General features: G+C 43.7%; 15 protein-coding genes and 1 pseudogene. 6 read left to right on the forward strand and 10 right to left on the reverse strand.

From position 1 onward, the window contains the following. Positions 1–7 precede the first annotated feature (7 nt). Positions 8–763 (forward strand): IclR family transcriptional regulator, encoded by a 756-nt coding sequence (locus CSV74_RS13625; RefSeq protein ID WP_099692108.1) that lies wholly within the window; start codon positions 8–10, stop codon positions 761–763. A gap of 56 nt (positions 764–819) precedes the next feature. On the opposite strand, the gene CSV74_RS13630 is transcribed toward CSV74_RS13625, so the two are convergent. Together CSV74_RS13630 and pxpB are read right to left on the reverse strand one after the other, a co-directional pair. Then, positions 820–1809, reverse strand: coding sequence for a 5-oxoprolinase subunit C family protein (locus tag CSV74_RS13630; protein ID WP_099692109.1), 990 nt, complete (start codon positions 1807–1809; stop codon positions 820–822). Then, positions 1800–2540, reverse strand: coding sequence for a 5-oxoprolinase subunit PxpB (gene pxpB, locus CSV74_RS13635; protein ID WP_099692110.1), 741 nt, complete (start codon positions 2538–2540; stop codon positions 1800–1802). Before pxpB ends, CSV74_RS13630 begins: the two co-directional genes overlap by 10 nt. 307 nt (positions 2541–2847) lie before the next feature. Between pxpB and CSV74_RS13640 the strand changes: the two genes are divergently transcribed. Genes CSV74_RS13640 through CSV74_RS13650 form a run of 3 tightly spaced genes read left to right on the forward strand, consistent with a single transcriptional unit; the run spans position 2848 to position 5658 of the window. Then, positions 2848–3624: a LamB/YcsF family protein gene (locus CSV74_RS13640; protein WP_099692111.1), complete on the forward strand. Its 777-nt coding sequence runs from the start codon at positions 2848–2850 to the stop codon at positions 3622–3624. Then, positions 3621–4847 carry an NRAMP family divalent metal transporter gene (locus tag CSV74_RS13645; protein ID WP_099692112.1) on the forward strand — a complete coding sequence of 409 codons (1227 nt, stop codon included), beginning with the start codon at positions 3621–3623 and terminating at the stop codon, positions 4845–4847. The genes CSV74_RS13640 and CSV74_RS13645 overlap by 4 nt, the downstream gene beginning before the upstream one ends. A 19-nt stretch (positions 4848–4866) precedes the next feature. Further along, positions 4867–5658, forward strand: a complete 792-nt coding sequence (locus tag CSV74_RS13650; RefSeq protein WP_099692113.1) for a putative hydro-lyase — start codon at positions 4867–4869, stop codon at positions 5656–5658. Between the two features lie 90 nt (positions 5659–5748). Here the strand turns inward: CSV74_RS13650 and CSV74_RS13655 are convergent, their stop codons facing one another. From CSV74_RS13655 to CSV74_RS13665, 3 genes are all read right to left on the reverse strand, one after another. Beyond that, entirely contained in the window at positions 5749–6516 is a 768-nt protein-coding gene (locus CSV74_RS13655) for a 3-hydroxybutyrate dehydrogenase (RefSeq protein WP_099692114.1), read from the reverse strand. Between the two features lie 21 nt (positions 6517–6537). Then, complete coding sequence (locus CSV74_RS13660) at positions 6538–7860, reverse strand: GntP family permease (RefSeq protein ID WP_199170356.1); 1323 nt, start codon at positions 7858–7860, stop codon at positions 6538–6540. Between the two features lie 224 nt (positions 7861–8084). Further along, positions 8085–9425, reverse strand: a complete 1341-nt coding sequence (locus CSV74_RS13665) for a sigma-54 interaction domain-containing protein (protein ID WP_099692116.1) — start codon at positions 9423–9425, stop codon at positions 8085–8087. Between the two features lie 462 nt (positions 9426–9887). Here CSV74_RS13665 and CSV74_RS13670 point away from each other — a divergent pair, with 462 nt between their 5' ends. Next, entirely contained in the window at positions 9888–10442 is a 555-nt protein-coding gene (locus CSV74_RS13670) for a competence protein ComK (RefSeq protein ID WP_099692117.1), read from the forward strand. Positions 10443–10894: 452 nt separating this feature from the next. Here the strand turns inward: CSV74_RS13670 and CSV74_RS13675 are convergent, their stop codons facing one another. The 5 genes and pseudogenes from CSV74_RS13675 to CSV74_RS13695 all read right to left on the reverse strand — a co-directional run bounded on the left by CSV74_RS13675 (position 10895) and on the right by CSV74_RS13695 (position 16521). Next, positions 10895–11407 (reverse strand): sigma-70 family RNA polymerase sigma factor, encoded by a 513-nt coding sequence (locus tag CSV74_RS13675; RefSeq protein WP_099692118.1) that lies wholly within the window; start codon positions 11405–11407, stop codon positions 10895–10897. A gap of 587 nt (positions 11408–11994) precedes the next feature. Further along, positions 11995–13977 (reverse strand): methyl-accepting chemotaxis protein, encoded by a 1983-nt coding sequence (locus tag CSV74_RS13680; protein ID WP_099692119.1) that lies wholly within the window; start codon positions 13975–13977, stop codon positions 11995–11997. Positions 13978–14115: 138 nt separating this feature from the next. Next, positions 14116–14193, reverse strand: a pseudogene (locus tag CSV74_RS16935) (YjcZ family sporulation protein); the annotation flags it as partial. A 118-nt stretch (positions 14194–14311) separates the two neighbouring features. After that, positions 14312–14440 carry a YjcZ family sporulation protein gene (locus tag CSV74_RS13690; protein ID WP_081657803.1) on the reverse strand — a complete coding sequence of 43 codons (129 nt, stop codon included), beginning with the start codon at positions 14438–14440 and terminating at the stop codon, positions 14312–14314. 113 nt (positions 14441–14553) lie between these two features. Then, a complete protein-coding gene (locus tag CSV74_RS13695; RefSeq protein ID WP_099692120.1) occupies positions 14554–16521 on the reverse strand; it encodes a methyl-accepting chemotaxis protein in 1968 nt (655 codons plus the stop codon). 258 nt (positions 16522–16779) lie between these two features. On the opposite strand from CSV74_RS13695, the gene flaG reads away from it, so the two are divergent. Further along, positions 16780–17154, forward strand: coding sequence for a flagellar protein FlaG (gene flaG, locus CSV74_RS13700; protein WP_099692121.1), 375 nt, complete (start codon positions 16780–16782; stop codon positions 17152–17154). Positions 17155–17164: the final 10 nt, after the last annotated feature.

A 17164-nucleotide genomic window follows, 5' to 3' on the forward strand; every position in this document is an offset into this window, starting at 1 on the left:
AGCCAAAATGAGCACAAACAACAAAACAGTCGTCCGCTCTCTGGACATACTAAACTTATTCGTCGATCATCCAGCCCTAACATTCCAAGAAATTATCGACCTATCCGGTATCCCAAAATCCTCCGTCTACCGCATGCTGTCTTCACTCGAAGAAATGAAGTTCCTCGAAAAGGGCGCGGATTCACGGTATCGTCTAGGTCTGTTGTTTTTGAAATACGGCAGTCTCGTTTCGAAACGGTTAGATATTCGCAAGATTGCCTATCCGATTATGGAAGAGCTTCACCAAGATGTGAAGGAAGCGATTAATTTGATTGTCCGGCAAGGGGATCAGGCGATTTATGTGGAGAAGATCGATACGTTCCAGAAGGTTCGTTTGTATACGGCGATTGGTAGAAGTAGTCCGTTGTATGCGGGGGCTTGTTCGCGGATCATTTTGTCCCATCAATCGGATAGCTATATTGCCGAGTATTTGGATAAGACGGAATTACAGCGGTTTGGTAACGGTACGTTTACGGATCGGAAGTTGCTGCTCGCTTCTATTGAGGAGACGCGACGGAATGGCTATACGCTTAGTAATTCGGAGCTTGAGAATTTCACTTCAGCTGTTGCGGCACCGATCTTTGATTTTAGTGGTGATGTGATTGCAGGGATTAGTATCGCGGGTATTGAAGCCAATTATCAAGAAGAGAATTTGAAAACACTCGTTCCAAAAGTGAAAGAAGCTGCCTTGGAGATTTCCAGGCAGCTCGGATATACAGAATGAATGAAACCTTGTATTTCAGTAGAGTGATACTGAAACGCAAGGTTTTTTATTGTGCTTCAATACTGAAGTGTATGTTGGATGCCAATTTTGATTTGATTAATCAGCTCTTCTTTTGCGATGAGTTCACGTTCTGCTTCTGCATGTGTGATGAGCTTGAAATAGAGTTTCGCGTTAGGTTTCACTTGCGACAGGCTGCCTAAGTCGGCGGTGATAACTTGTCCGATTTTCGGATAGCCGCCAGCCGTTTGTCTGTCCGCCATTAAAATAATCGGCTTGCCGTTAGGGGGGATTTGAATCGTTCCGAACGTCACGCCTTCCGATAGTAGTTCCAGTTTTTCTGTTAATGAAAGTGCCTGTCCTTCGAGTCGTAAGCCCATCCGGTTAGATTGCGGCGTGACGACATACGGCTCGCGTACAAGTAGTTGTTTACTCGCATCATCAAAGTGCTTATACTCAGTGCCTTCAATAATTCGTATAGTTTGTGTGGATTCTAGACTGATTAACGGATGATGCGGTACAGCCCAGTCTGGCGTGCCTTCTTGTTCAATCAACGTAAAGACTTTCTTGTTTGATTCCGTTAATTGACCGAATGAAAGCTGGTCGTTTTGCTTCAAGGCTCTACCTTTGAATCCGCCAATACCCGCGACCATATACGTACTTTTACTCTCCATCACAACAGGAATGTCAAGCCCACCGGCAATTGCCAAATACGCTCGGCAACCTTCAATTGCAAAGCCGAATTTTAGAATCGAGCCTTTTTTGACAATGAGAGGCCGCCAATTCGCCACCGGTATCCCGTCAATCGTCGTTTGAAGATCGCCGCCCGTAATCGCGATTAATGTATCTTCTTCAAACTGCAGCTTCGTTCCAAATAACGTGATTTCTAGAACGCCTTCACGCTCATCGTTGCCTACAAGTAAGTTCGCAATTCGCATGGAATAGCTATCCATGGCACCGCTTACAAGAACACCGAACTTTTGTGAACCGGTCCGACCAATATCTTGAATAGTAGTCAAGAGTCCAGCATTCAATACGTTTACTGACATGTCGTCACCTTCTTTTGCTCATCATACTCTTCTTGTGTCATCGGACAAAACTTAATTTTATCTCCCGACTGCAATAAAGACGGGGGAGACATATCCGGAACGAATAGATCCGTTGGTGTGCGTCCGATAATTTGCCATCCGCCTGGTGTTTCGAGTGGATAGACACCGGTTTGCTTGCCAGCGATCCCGACAGAGCCAGGAGGAATCGATGTCCGTGGCGTTAATTTTCTCGGTGTCGCAATTCGTTCATCGAGGCCGCCGAGAAACGGAAATCCTGGTGCGAAGCCAATCATGTAGACGAGGTATTCAGGTGTCGTATGAATTTTAATTACTTCTTCGATAGACATGCCATGGGTCTCCGCCACAATCTGCAGATCAGGGCCGAATTCTCCACCATAGAGAACAGGAATTTCTACTAACCTTCCTTCGGTAACAGGAAGTTCGGATATTTGCACAGCTAGCGTATTGATATAATGGGTCACTTTTTCAATAGGTGTGCCGTCAATCTGAAATCCATTGTTTGATTGATAGACGAGAAACGGAGAGTAGTATACTGCCAAGCTATTATAGGCAGGAACCGACTCGATGAATCCGTCAAATGGGTATTCATCCAAAAGGAAAGACAGGTTTTTCACTTGCTGGTGAATGGAAGGATGGATGCCTTCCCCTAGTTTTATAATGATGGCGGAATCGCCAAGTACTTTTATATCGAGAGATTTCTGATCACTCATCGTAACATCTCCTTCAAATTCCGAAATTCGAAACCGTTATTCTGAAAAACGAATCGTAGTTCTATTATAGATTTCTAAAAATAAAATACAAGCTTATTATTCAGTTAGTAAAAATACTCACCATATTTCGACAATGGTCTATTCAATAAAAGAATTTTATGATAGACTAAGTTTCAAGTTCAAAACCTTGGTTTCGAATTTCGAAACTAAGCGATATGCAAACGCTTACTTCACGTCGGTAAATTAGATGAATCATCCAGATTTTTATGGGTTTGATTCATTTTAAAAAATAAAGGGGGTCATACACATGGTAAAAGTAGATTTGAATAGTGATTTAGGAGAAAGCTTTGGTCGGTATACATTAGGGGAACAAAAAGAGATATTGAAATATGTAACCTCTGCTAATATAGCGTGCGGATTTCACGCAGGAGATCCTTCCGTGATGCGCGAGACGGTACAACTTGCGATCGATAACGGAGTACGAATCGGCGCACATCCGGGGTTGCCTGATTTAGTTGGATTCGGGCGTAGAGATATGAACATTACTCCCGAAGAAGCGTACGACATGGTCGTCTATCAAATCGGCGCACTGCAAGCCTTCCTCGCTGTACATCAAGAACCGATGCAGCATGTGAAGCCGCATGGCGCACTGTATCAGATGGCGTCAAGAGATCAAGGAATTGCAGAAGCGATCGCCAAAGCTGTCTATGATGTATCCCCGTCACTTGTATTGTTCGCCCTTGCGGATAGTGAATTATCGAAAGCGGGGGAAGCGATTGGACTCGTGACGGCGCATGAAGTATTTGCCGATCGTACGTATCAATCAAACGGCATGCTCACTTCTCGTTCGCAAGATGATGCGATGATTACCGATCAAGATCAGTCTGCAGCGCAAGTCATTATGATGGTCAAAGAAGGAAAAGTACATTCTCAACAAGGGACGGATGTCGCTCTACGCGCAGACACAATCTGTATACATGGAGATGGAGAGCATGCAGTCGAGTTCGCAAAATACATTACAGACCGGCTGAACGGTGAAGAGATTACTGTGACGGCTATTGCTGATCGGGAGGGCTCTGTATGAAAAATGAGAAGTTAGGATTGACTCATGAGCAGGAACAGAAAAAAGTAACTCGTGGCGTCTTACTTGGCGCCGCCTTCCTAATGGCTACTTCGTCTGTTGGACCAGGTTTCTTAACACAGACAACCGTATTTACTGAGCAACTCGCAGCAAGTTTTGGTTTCGTTATTTTAATTTCATTAATTCTAGATGTCTTTGCTCAAATGAATATTTGGCGAGTTATCGCGGTGTCCGGCTTACGTGGACAGGAAATTGCCAATAAAGTGTTGCCGGGTCTAGGTTTCGTTCTGGCCTTCCTCATTGTTGCGGGAGGTCTTGCGTTCAATATAGGAAACGTCGCAGGTGCAGGTTTAGGGCTTAACGCGATGGTTGGAATCGATCCAATCATGGGTGCGGTCATCAGTGCGGTCTTTGCGATTTTGATATTCATGGTAAAAGAAGCAGGCAAGGTGATGGACAAGGTCGTTGCCGTTGCGGGTGTGATCATGATTATTTTGGTCGTATTCGTTGCTTTCAAAACGTCTCCGCCAGTTGGAGAGGCAATCGTCAGAACGTTTAATCCTTCTGAAATCAGCTTCTTCGCGATCGTTACGTTAGTCGGAGGTACAGTCGGTGGGTACATTACGTTCGCTGGTGGACACCGTTTGTTAGATGCGGGCATTAAAGGAATTGATTCCGTTCCATTAGTTACGAGAAGTTCCGTTACAGGTATTGTCGTTACGGGCATCATCCGAGTGGCATTATTCTTAGCAGTACTCGGCATCGTTTCACAAGGGTTGCAGATTGATCCAGACAATCCACCAGCATCTGTGTTCCAGCTAGGTGCAGGAGAACTTGGGTTGAGATTATTCGGTGTCATCATGTGGGTAGCAGCGATCACGTCTGTTGTCGGTGCAGCGTATACATCGGTTTCATTCATCCGATCATTCCACCCATTCATCGAAAAATATCACAACTGGATTATTATTTTATTCATCATCGTCTCGACGTCAACGTTCGCATTCGTTGGAAAGCCAGTCACGATTCTTTTATTAGTAGGGGCATTGAATGCGTTGATTCTGCCACTAGCACTAGGTACGTTGCTCGTTGCGGCGTATAAGAAGAATATTGTCGGTGAATACAAGCATCCACTATGGCTTACGATTGGCGGCGTGGTCGTTGTCGTCGTAATGGGCGTGTTGAGTGTCATGACGTTGATTGAACAGATTCCATTACTCTTTGATTGATGGGTAGGAGGTTGTATTGATGGAAGCGTATCGTTCCATGAAAGCGCAAGAAGTTCGGAAGTTGATCCGAGAGCAAGTCATTACAGGACAGACGTCTGGGATGGCTACAGGCTTTACGCAAGCGAATTTGGTTATCTTAAAACAAGAGCACGCCCTTGATTTCCTGCTGTTTTGCCAGCGTAATCCGAAGTCTTGTCCGTTACTAGATGTTACAGAGCCGGGTTCGTATCGTCCGGCTAAGCTTGCTGAAGGTGCAGACATTCGCAGTGAACTACCGAGTTACCGTATTTATAGAGATGGTGTGCTGGCCGAAGAAGTGAACGATATCACAGACTACTGGGAAGACGATATGGTGGGCTTTTTAATCGGCTGCAGTTTCACGTTTGAAGCACCGTTACTGGCGGGCGGAATTCCTATTCGGCATATCGAAGAAAATCGCAATGTTCCGATGTATAAGACGAATATTGCATGCACAAAGTCCGGTATTTTCGAAGGGCCGACCGTCGTCAGCATGCGACCGATGAAGGCGCAAGACGCGATTCGAGCAATTCAAATTACAACGCGTTTCCCTGACGTTCATGGGGCACCGATTCATCTCGGAGATCCTAGTTTGATTGGAATTGACGATATTTCCGCACCGGACTTTGGAGATGCCGTTACGATTAATGAAGGCGAGATCCCCGTGTTCTGGGCGTGTGGTGTGACGCCGCAAGCGGTAGCGATGCAAAGTAAGCCGTCCATTATGATCACGCATTCTCCGGGTTGTATGTTTATTAGTGATAGGAAAGATTCGGAGCTTAGTGTTTTGTAAGAAAAAAGTTCTCAACGTGACGAGTCGTCGGTTGAGAACTTTTTTGGTTTTTATTGGCTAGTATTCATTCACGAAATATTTATTTAGACCTTATTGCACGGTATATCCACCGTCGAGCACAACGGCTTGGCCGGTAATCCCTTTCGCGCTATCACTTGAAAGATATAGCGCAAGATCCGCGACTTCTTTTACGTCCAACAAACGTTTCTGTGGCACTAGGGGATAAATAATTTCCTCTAGTACAGATTCGAGCGGCACACCACGAACTTCCGCTAAGTCTTCAAATTGATTGCGGACGAGGGGGGTGTCCACGTAGCCAGGGCAAATCGCATTAACCGTAATCCCGTCAGCTGCCGTTTCGAGTGCCGCTACTTTCGTCAATCCAATGACGCCGTGTTTGGAAGAGTTGTAAGCAGCTTTACCTGCGAATCCGACCAATCCGTTGATCGATGCCATATTTAAAATTCGGCCGAATTGCTGTTTCTTCATATGAGGTAAGACAAGCTTAGTCGCAATGAATGGGGCAGTGAGCATGACTTTTACAAGCAGTTCAAATCTTGCAGTAGGGAAGTCTTCGAGCTTTGATACATGCTGCAAGCCTGCATTGTTAATCAAGATGTCGATTCTGCCGAAGTGGGAGATCGCTCCATCGATTGCTTGTTGAATATCTTCCTCTTTCGTCACATCACATTTCAAGCCGATTGCGCGGCCACCCAACGTGACAGCCGCATCTTTTACTTTTTCTTCATTCACATCCGTCAACACGACGATGGCGCCAGCTTCTGCGAATGCTTTTGATATTTCGAATCCGATTCCTTGAGCAGCGCCAGTGATGAGTAGTACTCGATCTTTTACCATGATGACTTCCTCCTTGATCTATTAAATACCGAATCCTAGTGAGAATAAAACGATTGCGATGATGACACCGATGACGGGTACAATGACTGTAACAGCCGCCATTGCGCCGTAAGCTGCACGATGCGTTTCTCCAGCGATGGACTGAATCGTCGTGACAACATAGCCGTTATGTGGCAATGAATCAAGGGCTCCGGATGAAATGGCAACGACGCGGTGAAGTGCTTCCGGATCGACCCCCATATCCATATAGTGTGGTGCGATTAGCGGCAGAGCAATAGCTTGCCCGCCAGAAGCGGATCCTGTCATACCAGCGATAACAGATACTGCGATCGCTGCCCCGATCAACGGAGATCCAGGGATATTGGTCATCACTGCGACTGCGTCTTGAAATGCCGGTACGGCTTTTGCTACGCCACCAAATCCAACTACAGCTGCTGTATTCCCAATTGCGACCATTGCACCGAGTGTACCCGCTGAAACAGCTGCACTGTAGCTTTGTGAATATTTTTTGCCAACGAAATACGTGGAGATGATCCCGCCTAGTAAAGCTATAATTAATGCAGATTGTGCTAGTTTATCATGGAATACATACGAAATGATCAATACGATTGCCAACGGAATCATAGAAAGGAAAGGGTTCGGCAATGCACGAGTCGTATCGAATGTAGGGTCTGATGATCTATCAATGAAACGTTCGCCTTTCTTGACCGCTTTTGTGATGATTCGCTTGAGCCACCAGTAGCCGAAGAAGGCCATGAACAATGCGACAAGGAGACTCACTTCCCAGCCTGCATAAGCATTGGTTCCAAGGAATTCGATTGGAATCCAGTTTTGAATTTCAGGTGATCCCGCAGACGTCATCGTGAACGTGACGGAGCCCAGTCCTAATGTCGCAGGTATGAAACGTCTTGGTAAATCCGCTTGCTTAAATAATGAAATAGCCATTGGATATACAGAGAAGGCTACGACGAACAAGCTCACGCCACCATACGTCAGGATTGCACAGGCCATCACAATCGCGAGTACAGCGAACTTCATACCGAGCTTTTCTACGAACCATTTTGCAACAGCGTCTGCTGCTCCGCTATCTTCCATTACTTTACCAAATATTGCCCCAAGCAGGAACATTAAATACCACGACATGATAAAACTTGTGAATCCTGTCATATAACTAGTGACGAAGTTCTCTTCACCTTCGCCAGCAAGTTGAGGAAATAATGTCATACCGCTCATTAATGCTACAAATAAAGCAGAAACCGGTCCAGCGATTAAAATGTTCACACCTCTCATCGTTAAAACAATAAGCAAGGCCAAACCACCGATAAGTCCAATCATCCCTAATATGCCCATTCGTCTACCTCCATTTTGTTTAATAGTTTGTCTAAAATGTTACAAGTGAAGCGCTTTCATGTATTAAAACAGATTATAAAAAAACATGCAAACCGCTAAATAGCAAGGTTTGCATGTTTTTTATTGAAATGAATTCCGGATATTCGGAATTATAGCTTGAAAATAATAGAGTGGTAGTCCGGATTATCGGAATAAATTCCGGTTTGTTGGAAAATAGTTCAAATATCATATTTTTTTAATTTTTCGTAAAGCGTACTTTTACTCAAACCTAGTATGAGTGCGGCCTCTTTTTTATTCGGAAATTGTGCTAACGTATCGAGAAGAATCGTTCGTTCCACTTCTTCTATGGATTCGGCAAGTGTCCTTGAGCTAGGGGAATACTTAATCTTGCGCTGTTTAACTTGTGGCGGCAAGGCATCCGGTGTAATCGTATCACCGCTTGTTAAATAAACAGCCGCCTGAATAACGTTTTGAAGTTCACGTATATTGCCTGGCCATCGGTAATTGTTCAAGTAGTCCAATGTCTCATTCGAAAACTCTAAGCTTCTTTTTCCTGTCTGGCTAATTGTCTTATGAAATATAAAACTGATGATCTCAGAGAAATCTTCCATACGTTCACGCAGTGGCGGCACATTTAGAGTAATCGCTTGTATACGGTAGTAGAGATCCGTTCGAAATTGATTCATTTCGATAAGTTCAGTTAATGGCTGGCTAGAAGAAGCGATAATCCGAACATTCACAGGATCTGCATGATGGGAATTCAAGGATTCTACAACACCGTCATTTAATAATCGAAGAAGCTTCACTTGAACAGGTAAGGGAAGGCTACCGATATCATCTATGAACAAGGTACCTCCGTCAGCTAGTTGAATTCTGCTTTTTCTATCACTAGTACCGCCTTGTCCGAACAGTTCGGATTCCAATAAATCGGGTGGAATGGCAGCACAATTCACTGTAATTAACGGCTCATCTGAACGATTCGATAATTGGTGGATACTGTGAGCGAACAATGTTTTTCCTGTTCCGCTTTCCCCTTGGATCAGCACAGGCAAGTCACTCGGTGCGATCATATGTATAGTCTCTTTTATTGAAAGAATACTTGCTGAAGATCCTTTTATATCCGTCATTTGATAAGAGTTTGGCTCATGTGCGATTTCCCCCATATTAATTTTCTCTAAAGTCTGTTTTACATGAGAACTAAGGTGATGCCAGTCGTGTAGATCCCGGAACACTACGCTACCGAATGCGCCGACCACTACACCATCCACCCTGATAGGTATTCGATTCGCCAGCATATACGTTCCTTTAATATAATGAGGAGAGGCGATATGTTCTTCACCAGATTTCACCACCTCGTGCATACGGGTGTTTTCGATCACTTCATTTACAGGACGGCCTATGGTATCTCGCTGTTCAATATGAAGGAATTTACAATAGTCTTGATTCATGTAAAGAATCCTCGCATCTTGGTCCACTACAACGAACCATTGAAATGCATTTTCTAATATCTGATTCAGTACATATTCAGGGAGATTAGTAATTAAGCGATTCAAATCCATACACCGTCCTGTCAGTTTTTATTCTAAAATAATATGCAATGCTTCTACAAAACTGGTTATCTACATACAGAATATGTCAAACTATACGGTAGTTCAACAATAAAATCAGAATAATGGAAAAGAAGGTAGACGAAATCATTATAGTACTATATACTAATCCTTAAGACAGGTATTTTGTATGAGGTACATCATGTAAACGCTTACTATATTTAAAAATGAATGAGTGCAGGTCGATAACTAAAGCTCTATTTATTGGCCTGTTTTTTGTGCGTTAACGTAAGTATCTGAAAGGAGGTGAGATCGTAATGCGTCACCTAGTGGATAGAGAAAATCCCCGAGTGCTTCATGTCATGGGAGACAGACTCGAGGATTTAATAGCTGGTGTATACCAACATATCGTAAGTATACCCCTTTATTCTACTAATCGAAAGAAGTTTCTATAAAAGAGGAGGAAAATGGGGCATGGACGAAGAAACAAAGTCAGTGATTTCACCGGGTACGAGTCTGGTATATCCGTATTATGATGATGAGGGAAAGTTATGTGCGGTGTTATTGAAAGACGGTGATTTTATACGGGTGGATAAAAGTCCAACTGAGATAGTGGATTTGAGTATGCAGTTTTATGGGACAAGTTTGCGTGGCGGGATCGACGGAGGTAAGGCGTTGATGGGCAAAATCCATATGACGCCCGTGATGGTCAATGAGCGATTGGATATGTACTTTTTTCCAAGTAATTCGCCTTCTAGTAATGAATGCGTGTGGTTTTCATTGTCACACATCCTAACGTTCTTGCCATTCGATAAAAAACATACAAAAGTGATATTCCGTGATGGGAATGTCTTCACTGTGAACTGCAGTTATTCAGTATTTCAGACAAGATACCAGCGGGCGTGCATGTTGAAGAATGGATTGTCGGCCAGGTTCACACAGATGGCGCTCGGTGTAAGGAAAGGATATAAAACGTTTTTGATCCGAAAGAATCATAAGCGCGGGAATTATGAAATATCAGATGAGTAAATAGAATTATACATAGCGTTCCTCTTTGGAGGAGCGCTTTTTCTGTCGAATGGTTTTGTGAAATATTCACTGTTTTGGTTGGCGGGGTGGTATAATCAGTGTAATTATGAATCGTTTGGTTGGGAATTGTGTTCGTCAGCGGTCAGGAGGGAAGAGTATGTTGTTTGATTTCTTTAAGCCGAAGTGTGAATATTGTAAGAAGCGGACGTCTGTTTATCAGGGATATTATTTGCCGAATGATAAGAAGATTAAGGTCTGTTCGTCTTGCGCGCGTTTTGCGCAGCGTCGTGGGTTTCGGAAGTGGAAGGGGTGAGTAGTGAGGCCACGCCTACTACTTACGTTCAATTGGAATCGTTTTCGAACATTAATTTTTTAAATAAGACTAGAGACAAAGACAAGTTCAATAGAGCAAACGAAAGCAAGAGCTGCCCATTAGGGCGGCTCTTGCTTTTTTAGATCTCTACGTTTCGTTTTGCTGTCAGTTGATCTTTTAGTTTCTTCAGTAGTTTTTCTCGACGTTTTTTGATTCCTGAAATGGATATGCCGAAGTGGGTAGCGCATTCAGCTTGGGTTTTGTTTTCTACGTATAGTTTGATTAGTAATTCGCGTTCATTTGTTGGGAGAGCGGTGAGGATTTCGTGTAGTTCGCTGTTTGAGTCTTCGGCGAAGTCGTTCAGTGCTAGGTTTTCCAAGGTTTCGGTTTCGACGGATGTATTGACTTCGCTGAAGCGACTTTCTTTTTTTAGGTCATCAAGCATGGCACCGTAGATGGAGCGGTAGGCAAAGGGAGTGAAGTGTCCTTTTGTTTCGTCAAATCGCGTCCATGCTTGGTAAAGTGCGAAGCGTCCCGTTTGGCGGAAGTTGTCAAAATCACGGTAGATGTGTAATTTTCTCATGACGGCTGAGATCATCGGTTCGTATTGTTCCATTACATCTTCAAAGTTTTCATTCTTACTAATTTCCATAAAAGCGACCTCTTCAGGTCGTGCACGACACTTTGTATTCCCTGGGTATGTATATAATAGAAAGTTTTGAAAGAGATATCGAATCGTTCTGTTGTCGTATTATTTGAGAAAAGTGGGTGCTTTTGATAGGGGAAAGGATGTGGTTTGATTAGTGAAAGTTGGGGGGATTTGATTGTTTTTTTTTGGCTGGGAAAGGGTGGGTTTGGGGATTGGGGTGGTGGGTATTGAGCGGATGTTATGTTGGATAGAGCGGTTGTGGGGTGTGTATGAGCGGATGCCGTGTTGGATAGAGCGGTTGCGTGTTGAGTATGAGCGGATATCATGTTTGATGGAGCGGTTGTGCGTTGAGTATGAGCGGGTGCCGCGTTTGATAGAGCGGTTACGCGTTGGGAATGAGCGGATATCGTGTTGGATAGAGCGGTTGGGCGTTGAGTATGAGCGGGTGTGATGTCGTGTTAGATAGAGCGGCCACCCAACAACTATGAGCGAATCCCATGCGTAATAGAGCGCACGCACCAAAACTATGAGCGCACAAACAAAAAAGAAGACCCCCGTCACAAACATGACGGGGATCATCTCTAAAAAAATCACATTTTAAATTGTGCAATGACCTCTGATAGCTTCTCGCTCAGTTCAGTCAATGTTTCAGCTGCATCTGTAACCGATTGGATCGCGCGGAGTTGTTCTTCTGATGACGCGCTCACTTCTTCGCATGCCGCTGCGGTTTCTTGGGATGTGGCGGACATGGTTTGAACGGTTAAGGACACGTCGTCTTTATGCGTGACGATTAACTGGATTTCATTTGATACGGTATGGATCGAATCTTGCATCGTGTCCATCAGTGAAGAGAGTTCTTCAAACGTATTTTCCGTATCTCCGACGACTACGCCTTGGTCGCGGAATGTGTTGATCGTTTGTTGCATTTGTTCAGAGACGATGGATGATTCTTTTTGTAATTCTTCTATAGTTACTTTGACATCGTCTGTTGCACGGGCGGATTGCTCGGCAAGAGTGCGGACTTCTTCTGCTACGACTGCAAAGCCTTTGCCGTGTTCGCCTGCTCTAGCCGCTTCAATGCTTGCGTTTAGTGCCAAGAGATTGGTTTGTTTGGAAATATTCATGATCGTTTCCATGACACTACCGATTGCTTGTACTCTTCCACCGAGTGAATCAATGTCGTTGGACATCTCTTCTAGCGTTTTTCCGGTAGTTGCAAACGAAGTCTTCAGTGCATGCATTTGTTGCTGGCCATTGGTGTTTTGAATGCCGGTTTGTCTCGCAATATCCAGCATAACTTCTGCCTTTTCTTGAATTTCATTGATTTCCTGTCCGAGAAGGTCAGTACGTTCTGTAACGGTTTCTGCGTCTTCGGCAGATTTTGCGGCACCTTGTGCAATTTCTCCGACAGCCATTGCGACTTCATTGCTCGAAGCACTCGTTTCTTCTGATACGGCACTTAAGCTTTCGGAATTCGATCGGACGTGGTCTGCTGATGTATGGACGACTGTGATGATGTCGTTCATATTTTGCACCATATGATTGAAGTCACGACTCAGTTCACCGATTTCATCTGTACTTTGGTTTTCTGAACGTACTGTCAAATCTCCGCTAGACACTTTGGCCATCAAATCTTTGAGTGTATCGAGTGGCTTCAACATCCGACTGATTGTAATAGATAGACCGACGAATGTGAGAATCAACGTCAGGAGTGCAATGAGTAACATGGAGTTACGTAATAAACGGGCCATCGCACTCAAATCGCGTTCTTCATAGATTGCGCCAACTTTCCAATTATAGTTGGAAATCGTCGTATAGATATTGCGCTTGTCGTTACCTTGATCGTCGGTATATTGGATGACACCACTATCTGCATCGTACATTTTTTTAAAGAGTACTTCGTTAGTTACATCCTCTCCTGTTTTAGAAGGATGAACGATAGCCAGTCCTTGGTCATCGAGTAGCACAGGATAGCCGTTATATCCGATATCACGGCTCGCTATTTCGTCTGTCAAAGCACTCAGTTCAATATCAAGTCCAAGAGCACCGATAAACGTACCATCCTTCATAATCGCTTTGGAAGCCGTGATGACAAATTGATTGGTTGTATCATCCAAATACGGCTCCGTCCATTGCACATCGTCTGGATGTTCTTGTGCTAGTTTATACCAGTTTCTCGTCGTTGGATCGTAGTCGGTTAAATCCTCATCTGGTTTGATGACAGTATATTTGGATGTCAATGAATAATAGACCGCATCTGCACTTGGATACATAGACAAGAAAGCTTGTAAACGTTCCTCTATTTCTGTAACAGATACTTCTTTCCCGTTTTCTCCGGTAAATTCAGTGATTGCATCGGTTGTCGCCAACAATGCCAATCCTTTTTCATACTTGTCCATAAATTGATAAACTCCGAAACTCATTTCATTGATGATCGCATTACTTGAATCAATGGCATTGGCCATGGAGTGTTTGTTCGCTTGATCATTGGTCATCCAAGTCATTAATGCAATACCTAGAATGAATACAGTGATAGCGGTTAAGATAATCTTTGTTTTGATTGACCGTAACACGTGGTGTTCAGCTCCTTCATAGATGTGTGATGATATATTGTGCCTAACTTGATATCGGCTAAAATTCCTATATGTTCATTGTTTTATAAAGAAAAATAAAGAAACCTGTCGAAAATCGACAGGTTTCTTTTACTCATTTTATAGACAAGCTGCGCCTACAATGATGAGTAAGATAAATAGTACGACAATTAATGCAAATCCGTTACCATAAGAACCGCCTGAGCCGTACGATCCACCAGACTCACAGCCGTGTCCTCCATGTCCTCCGTGGCCGCCGCCACCGTGTCCATATCCACCGAATCCAAACATGTCTCCACCTCCATTTTTTAAGTAATTAGCAACCGTGACCCATAAATCCTGCACCGACAATGATCAATAAGATAAACAGAACAACGATCATTGAAAAGCCGAAGCCACCATCATAACCGCCACCGTGTCCATATCCTTTAACTGATTCTCCCATATTGATTTCACCTCCAAATGTGGAACTACCCTTATTCTATGCAAAGATTCTCAGAGTGCCTTGGCTTTTATAAAAAAATCCGCCAATCCTTCGAAAAGGAGAGGCGGATCTTGTTAGATTTTGAATCGTTCTACAGCATAACTCAAGTCTTCACTCAACTGCGTCAAGGCTTCAGCCGCTTCGGCAACCGAGCCGATTGCGTGGAGCTGTTCATCAGAAGAAGCATTCACTTCTTCGCAAGCAGCTGCTGATGCTTCTGTCGTCGACAATAAAATTTGAATTTGCTCGGACACATCATTTTTATGAACGTCCATTTCTTGCAGAGCGGTAGTGACTTGATTGATCCGGGATTGCATATCGCCAATGAAACTAGAAATACTTTCGAAAATGCCTTCTGTGTCTTGTACGACGGTGCTTTGGCGTTCAAATGTATTCCGCGTATTGTCCATCTGCTCGATGACATGCTGCGTACCGTTTTGCAATTCCTGGATTGTCGAACGTACTTGTTCCGCTGATCTCGCAGACTGTTCCGCTAATTGACGGACTTCATTTGCTACTACAGCGAAGCCTTTCCCGTGTTCACCGGCCCTTGCTGCTTCAATACTAGCGTTTAACGCGAGTAGATTGGTCTGGGAAGAGATCGTTGTGATGGCGTCAATAACGGAACTGATCGCTTTGACTTTATCTTCCAATGATCCGATCATGCCGCCCATTTGTTGCAAATCTTGATTCCAGTTATTGAACGAAGAGCTTAATATACTCATCTGTGCGCGGCCCTCTGCGTTATAGGTTACAGCTTCTGTTGCCAAGCTTGCCATTTCACTCGCGGTATCATTGGCTTCTTGAATTTGCTGATTTAATAACTCCGCACGAGTAGTCACCGTTTCCGCATTTTCCGCAGACTGTACAGCCCCTCTAGTGATTTCCGCTAAAGCACCTGCAATTTCTTCGCTGGTCGCATTCGTTTCTTCGGATACCGCACTCAAGTTTTGTGAGCTAGCAAGTACATTGGAAGCGGAATGCGTGACGGTCGTAATTAAACCGTTCATTTGGTTGAGCATCTGATCAAAACCTGTAGCGAGATCGCCAATTTCATCAGAAGAATGGATGTTAGCCCTAACCGTCAAGTCGCCGTCTGCAACTTGTTGCACGGTCTCTTGTAAACGGAAAATTGGCTTCAGTACTCGACTGATGAAAATGAATAGAATGATTGCAAGTATTGCCAATGTCACAACAGCCGCTATAATCATGACGTTTCGTAAACCTGTTGCGAGGGATTGCATATTTTTCTGATCATAGATAACACCAAGTTTCCAGTCGAAATTCGGAATCGTCGTGAACATATCGACCTTTTTGACACCATCTTGCTCGAACGTATGATGACCAGCTGACTCTTTGTACATTTCAGCTACATAGTCACGATTCATAACATTCTCTCCAACGAGTGAAGGGTGGGCGATAGCTGTACCTTCAGAATCCAGAATGAATGCATAACCGCCATGTGGGATAGCAGTCGCTGAGATATCTTCAGACATGGTCGATAACTGAATATCAATTCCAGCTACACCCACTAGTTCGTTGCCGTTCATCACGGCTTTTGAAGCACTAATGACGAAATTACCTGTCGCTTCGTCAATATACGGTTTGGTCCAATGCACTTGTTCCGTTTCCACCACGGCGTTTTGATACCATTCACGTCCCGTTGGATCAAATTCTGTCAAATCTACGTAAGGACGAATTATCGTTTCTTTAGTCGCAAAACTAAGATATGTACTAGATACGTCAGGGTACGTTTCTAACGTATTATTGAGTGCTTTCGCAACTTCTGCTTCACCTTTTGTGGCGGTCGCATTCGTATAGTCAGACGAATCGGTCAGCAATTCTAACCCTTTACTGTATTGCTGCAAATCCGCTTCAATGGAAGCACTCATTTCAGCTAGCAGCGTACTGCTCGATTCTGTGAGGTTTTCCTCTGTCCGTTCCTTGACTAGCCAGCTACTAATACCCGTCATAATCAAAACTCCGCATGCAACTAGCACGACGACAAGAAAAATCATTTTCGTTTTAATGGAATGAAACATGGGTGTGTGCTCCTTTACTCTTATAGATTGTTCTTATCATACATTACTTTCGACTATTCGAATAGTCTGATTTTCATAACGATGAAAATATTTATACACACGAGAAGGAAATAGTAGGGATTTTCCTTTCGTCGTGATCAGCAAATATATAAATCAGCTATGAATCTATAGAAGAAAAACTAGTGCAATGCTCAACATTCGATTTATTAATCCGATACTATACGTAACGATTGTTCATTGAGGACGGGGGGAACCAGTATGATTAGCCGAATAGGCGATGGTCCCGCAACGCAACCAGTGCAAACATCTTACGAGAGTGGGTCCGTTGACAACAAAAGAGAAATTTCAAACATTCAACCCATTGGTCAACCAACTCAACAGACGACACCAGAACGAAAAGCGGAGTTGTCAAAGAGTGAAACGAAAGAATTAACGGATGGCATGAACAAATTCCTTGAAAGCGCGAATGTCCAGTTACGATTTAAATTTCATGAACAGCTGAATGAATATTACGTAACGATTGTGGACCCAGATACAGAAGAGGTAGTTCGTGAAATACCGCCAAAAAAATTGCTTGACATACATGCAGCCATGAAAGACTTCATTGGATTACTAATCGATCATAAAATTTAACAAAAAAGGT

Origin of the sequence: Sporosarcina sp. P19 (assembly GCF_002743165.1) — a bacterium.
GTDB classification, from domain to species: domain Bacteria; phylum Bacillota; class Bacilli; order Bacillales_A; family Planococcaceae; genus Sporosarcina; species Sporosarcina ureae.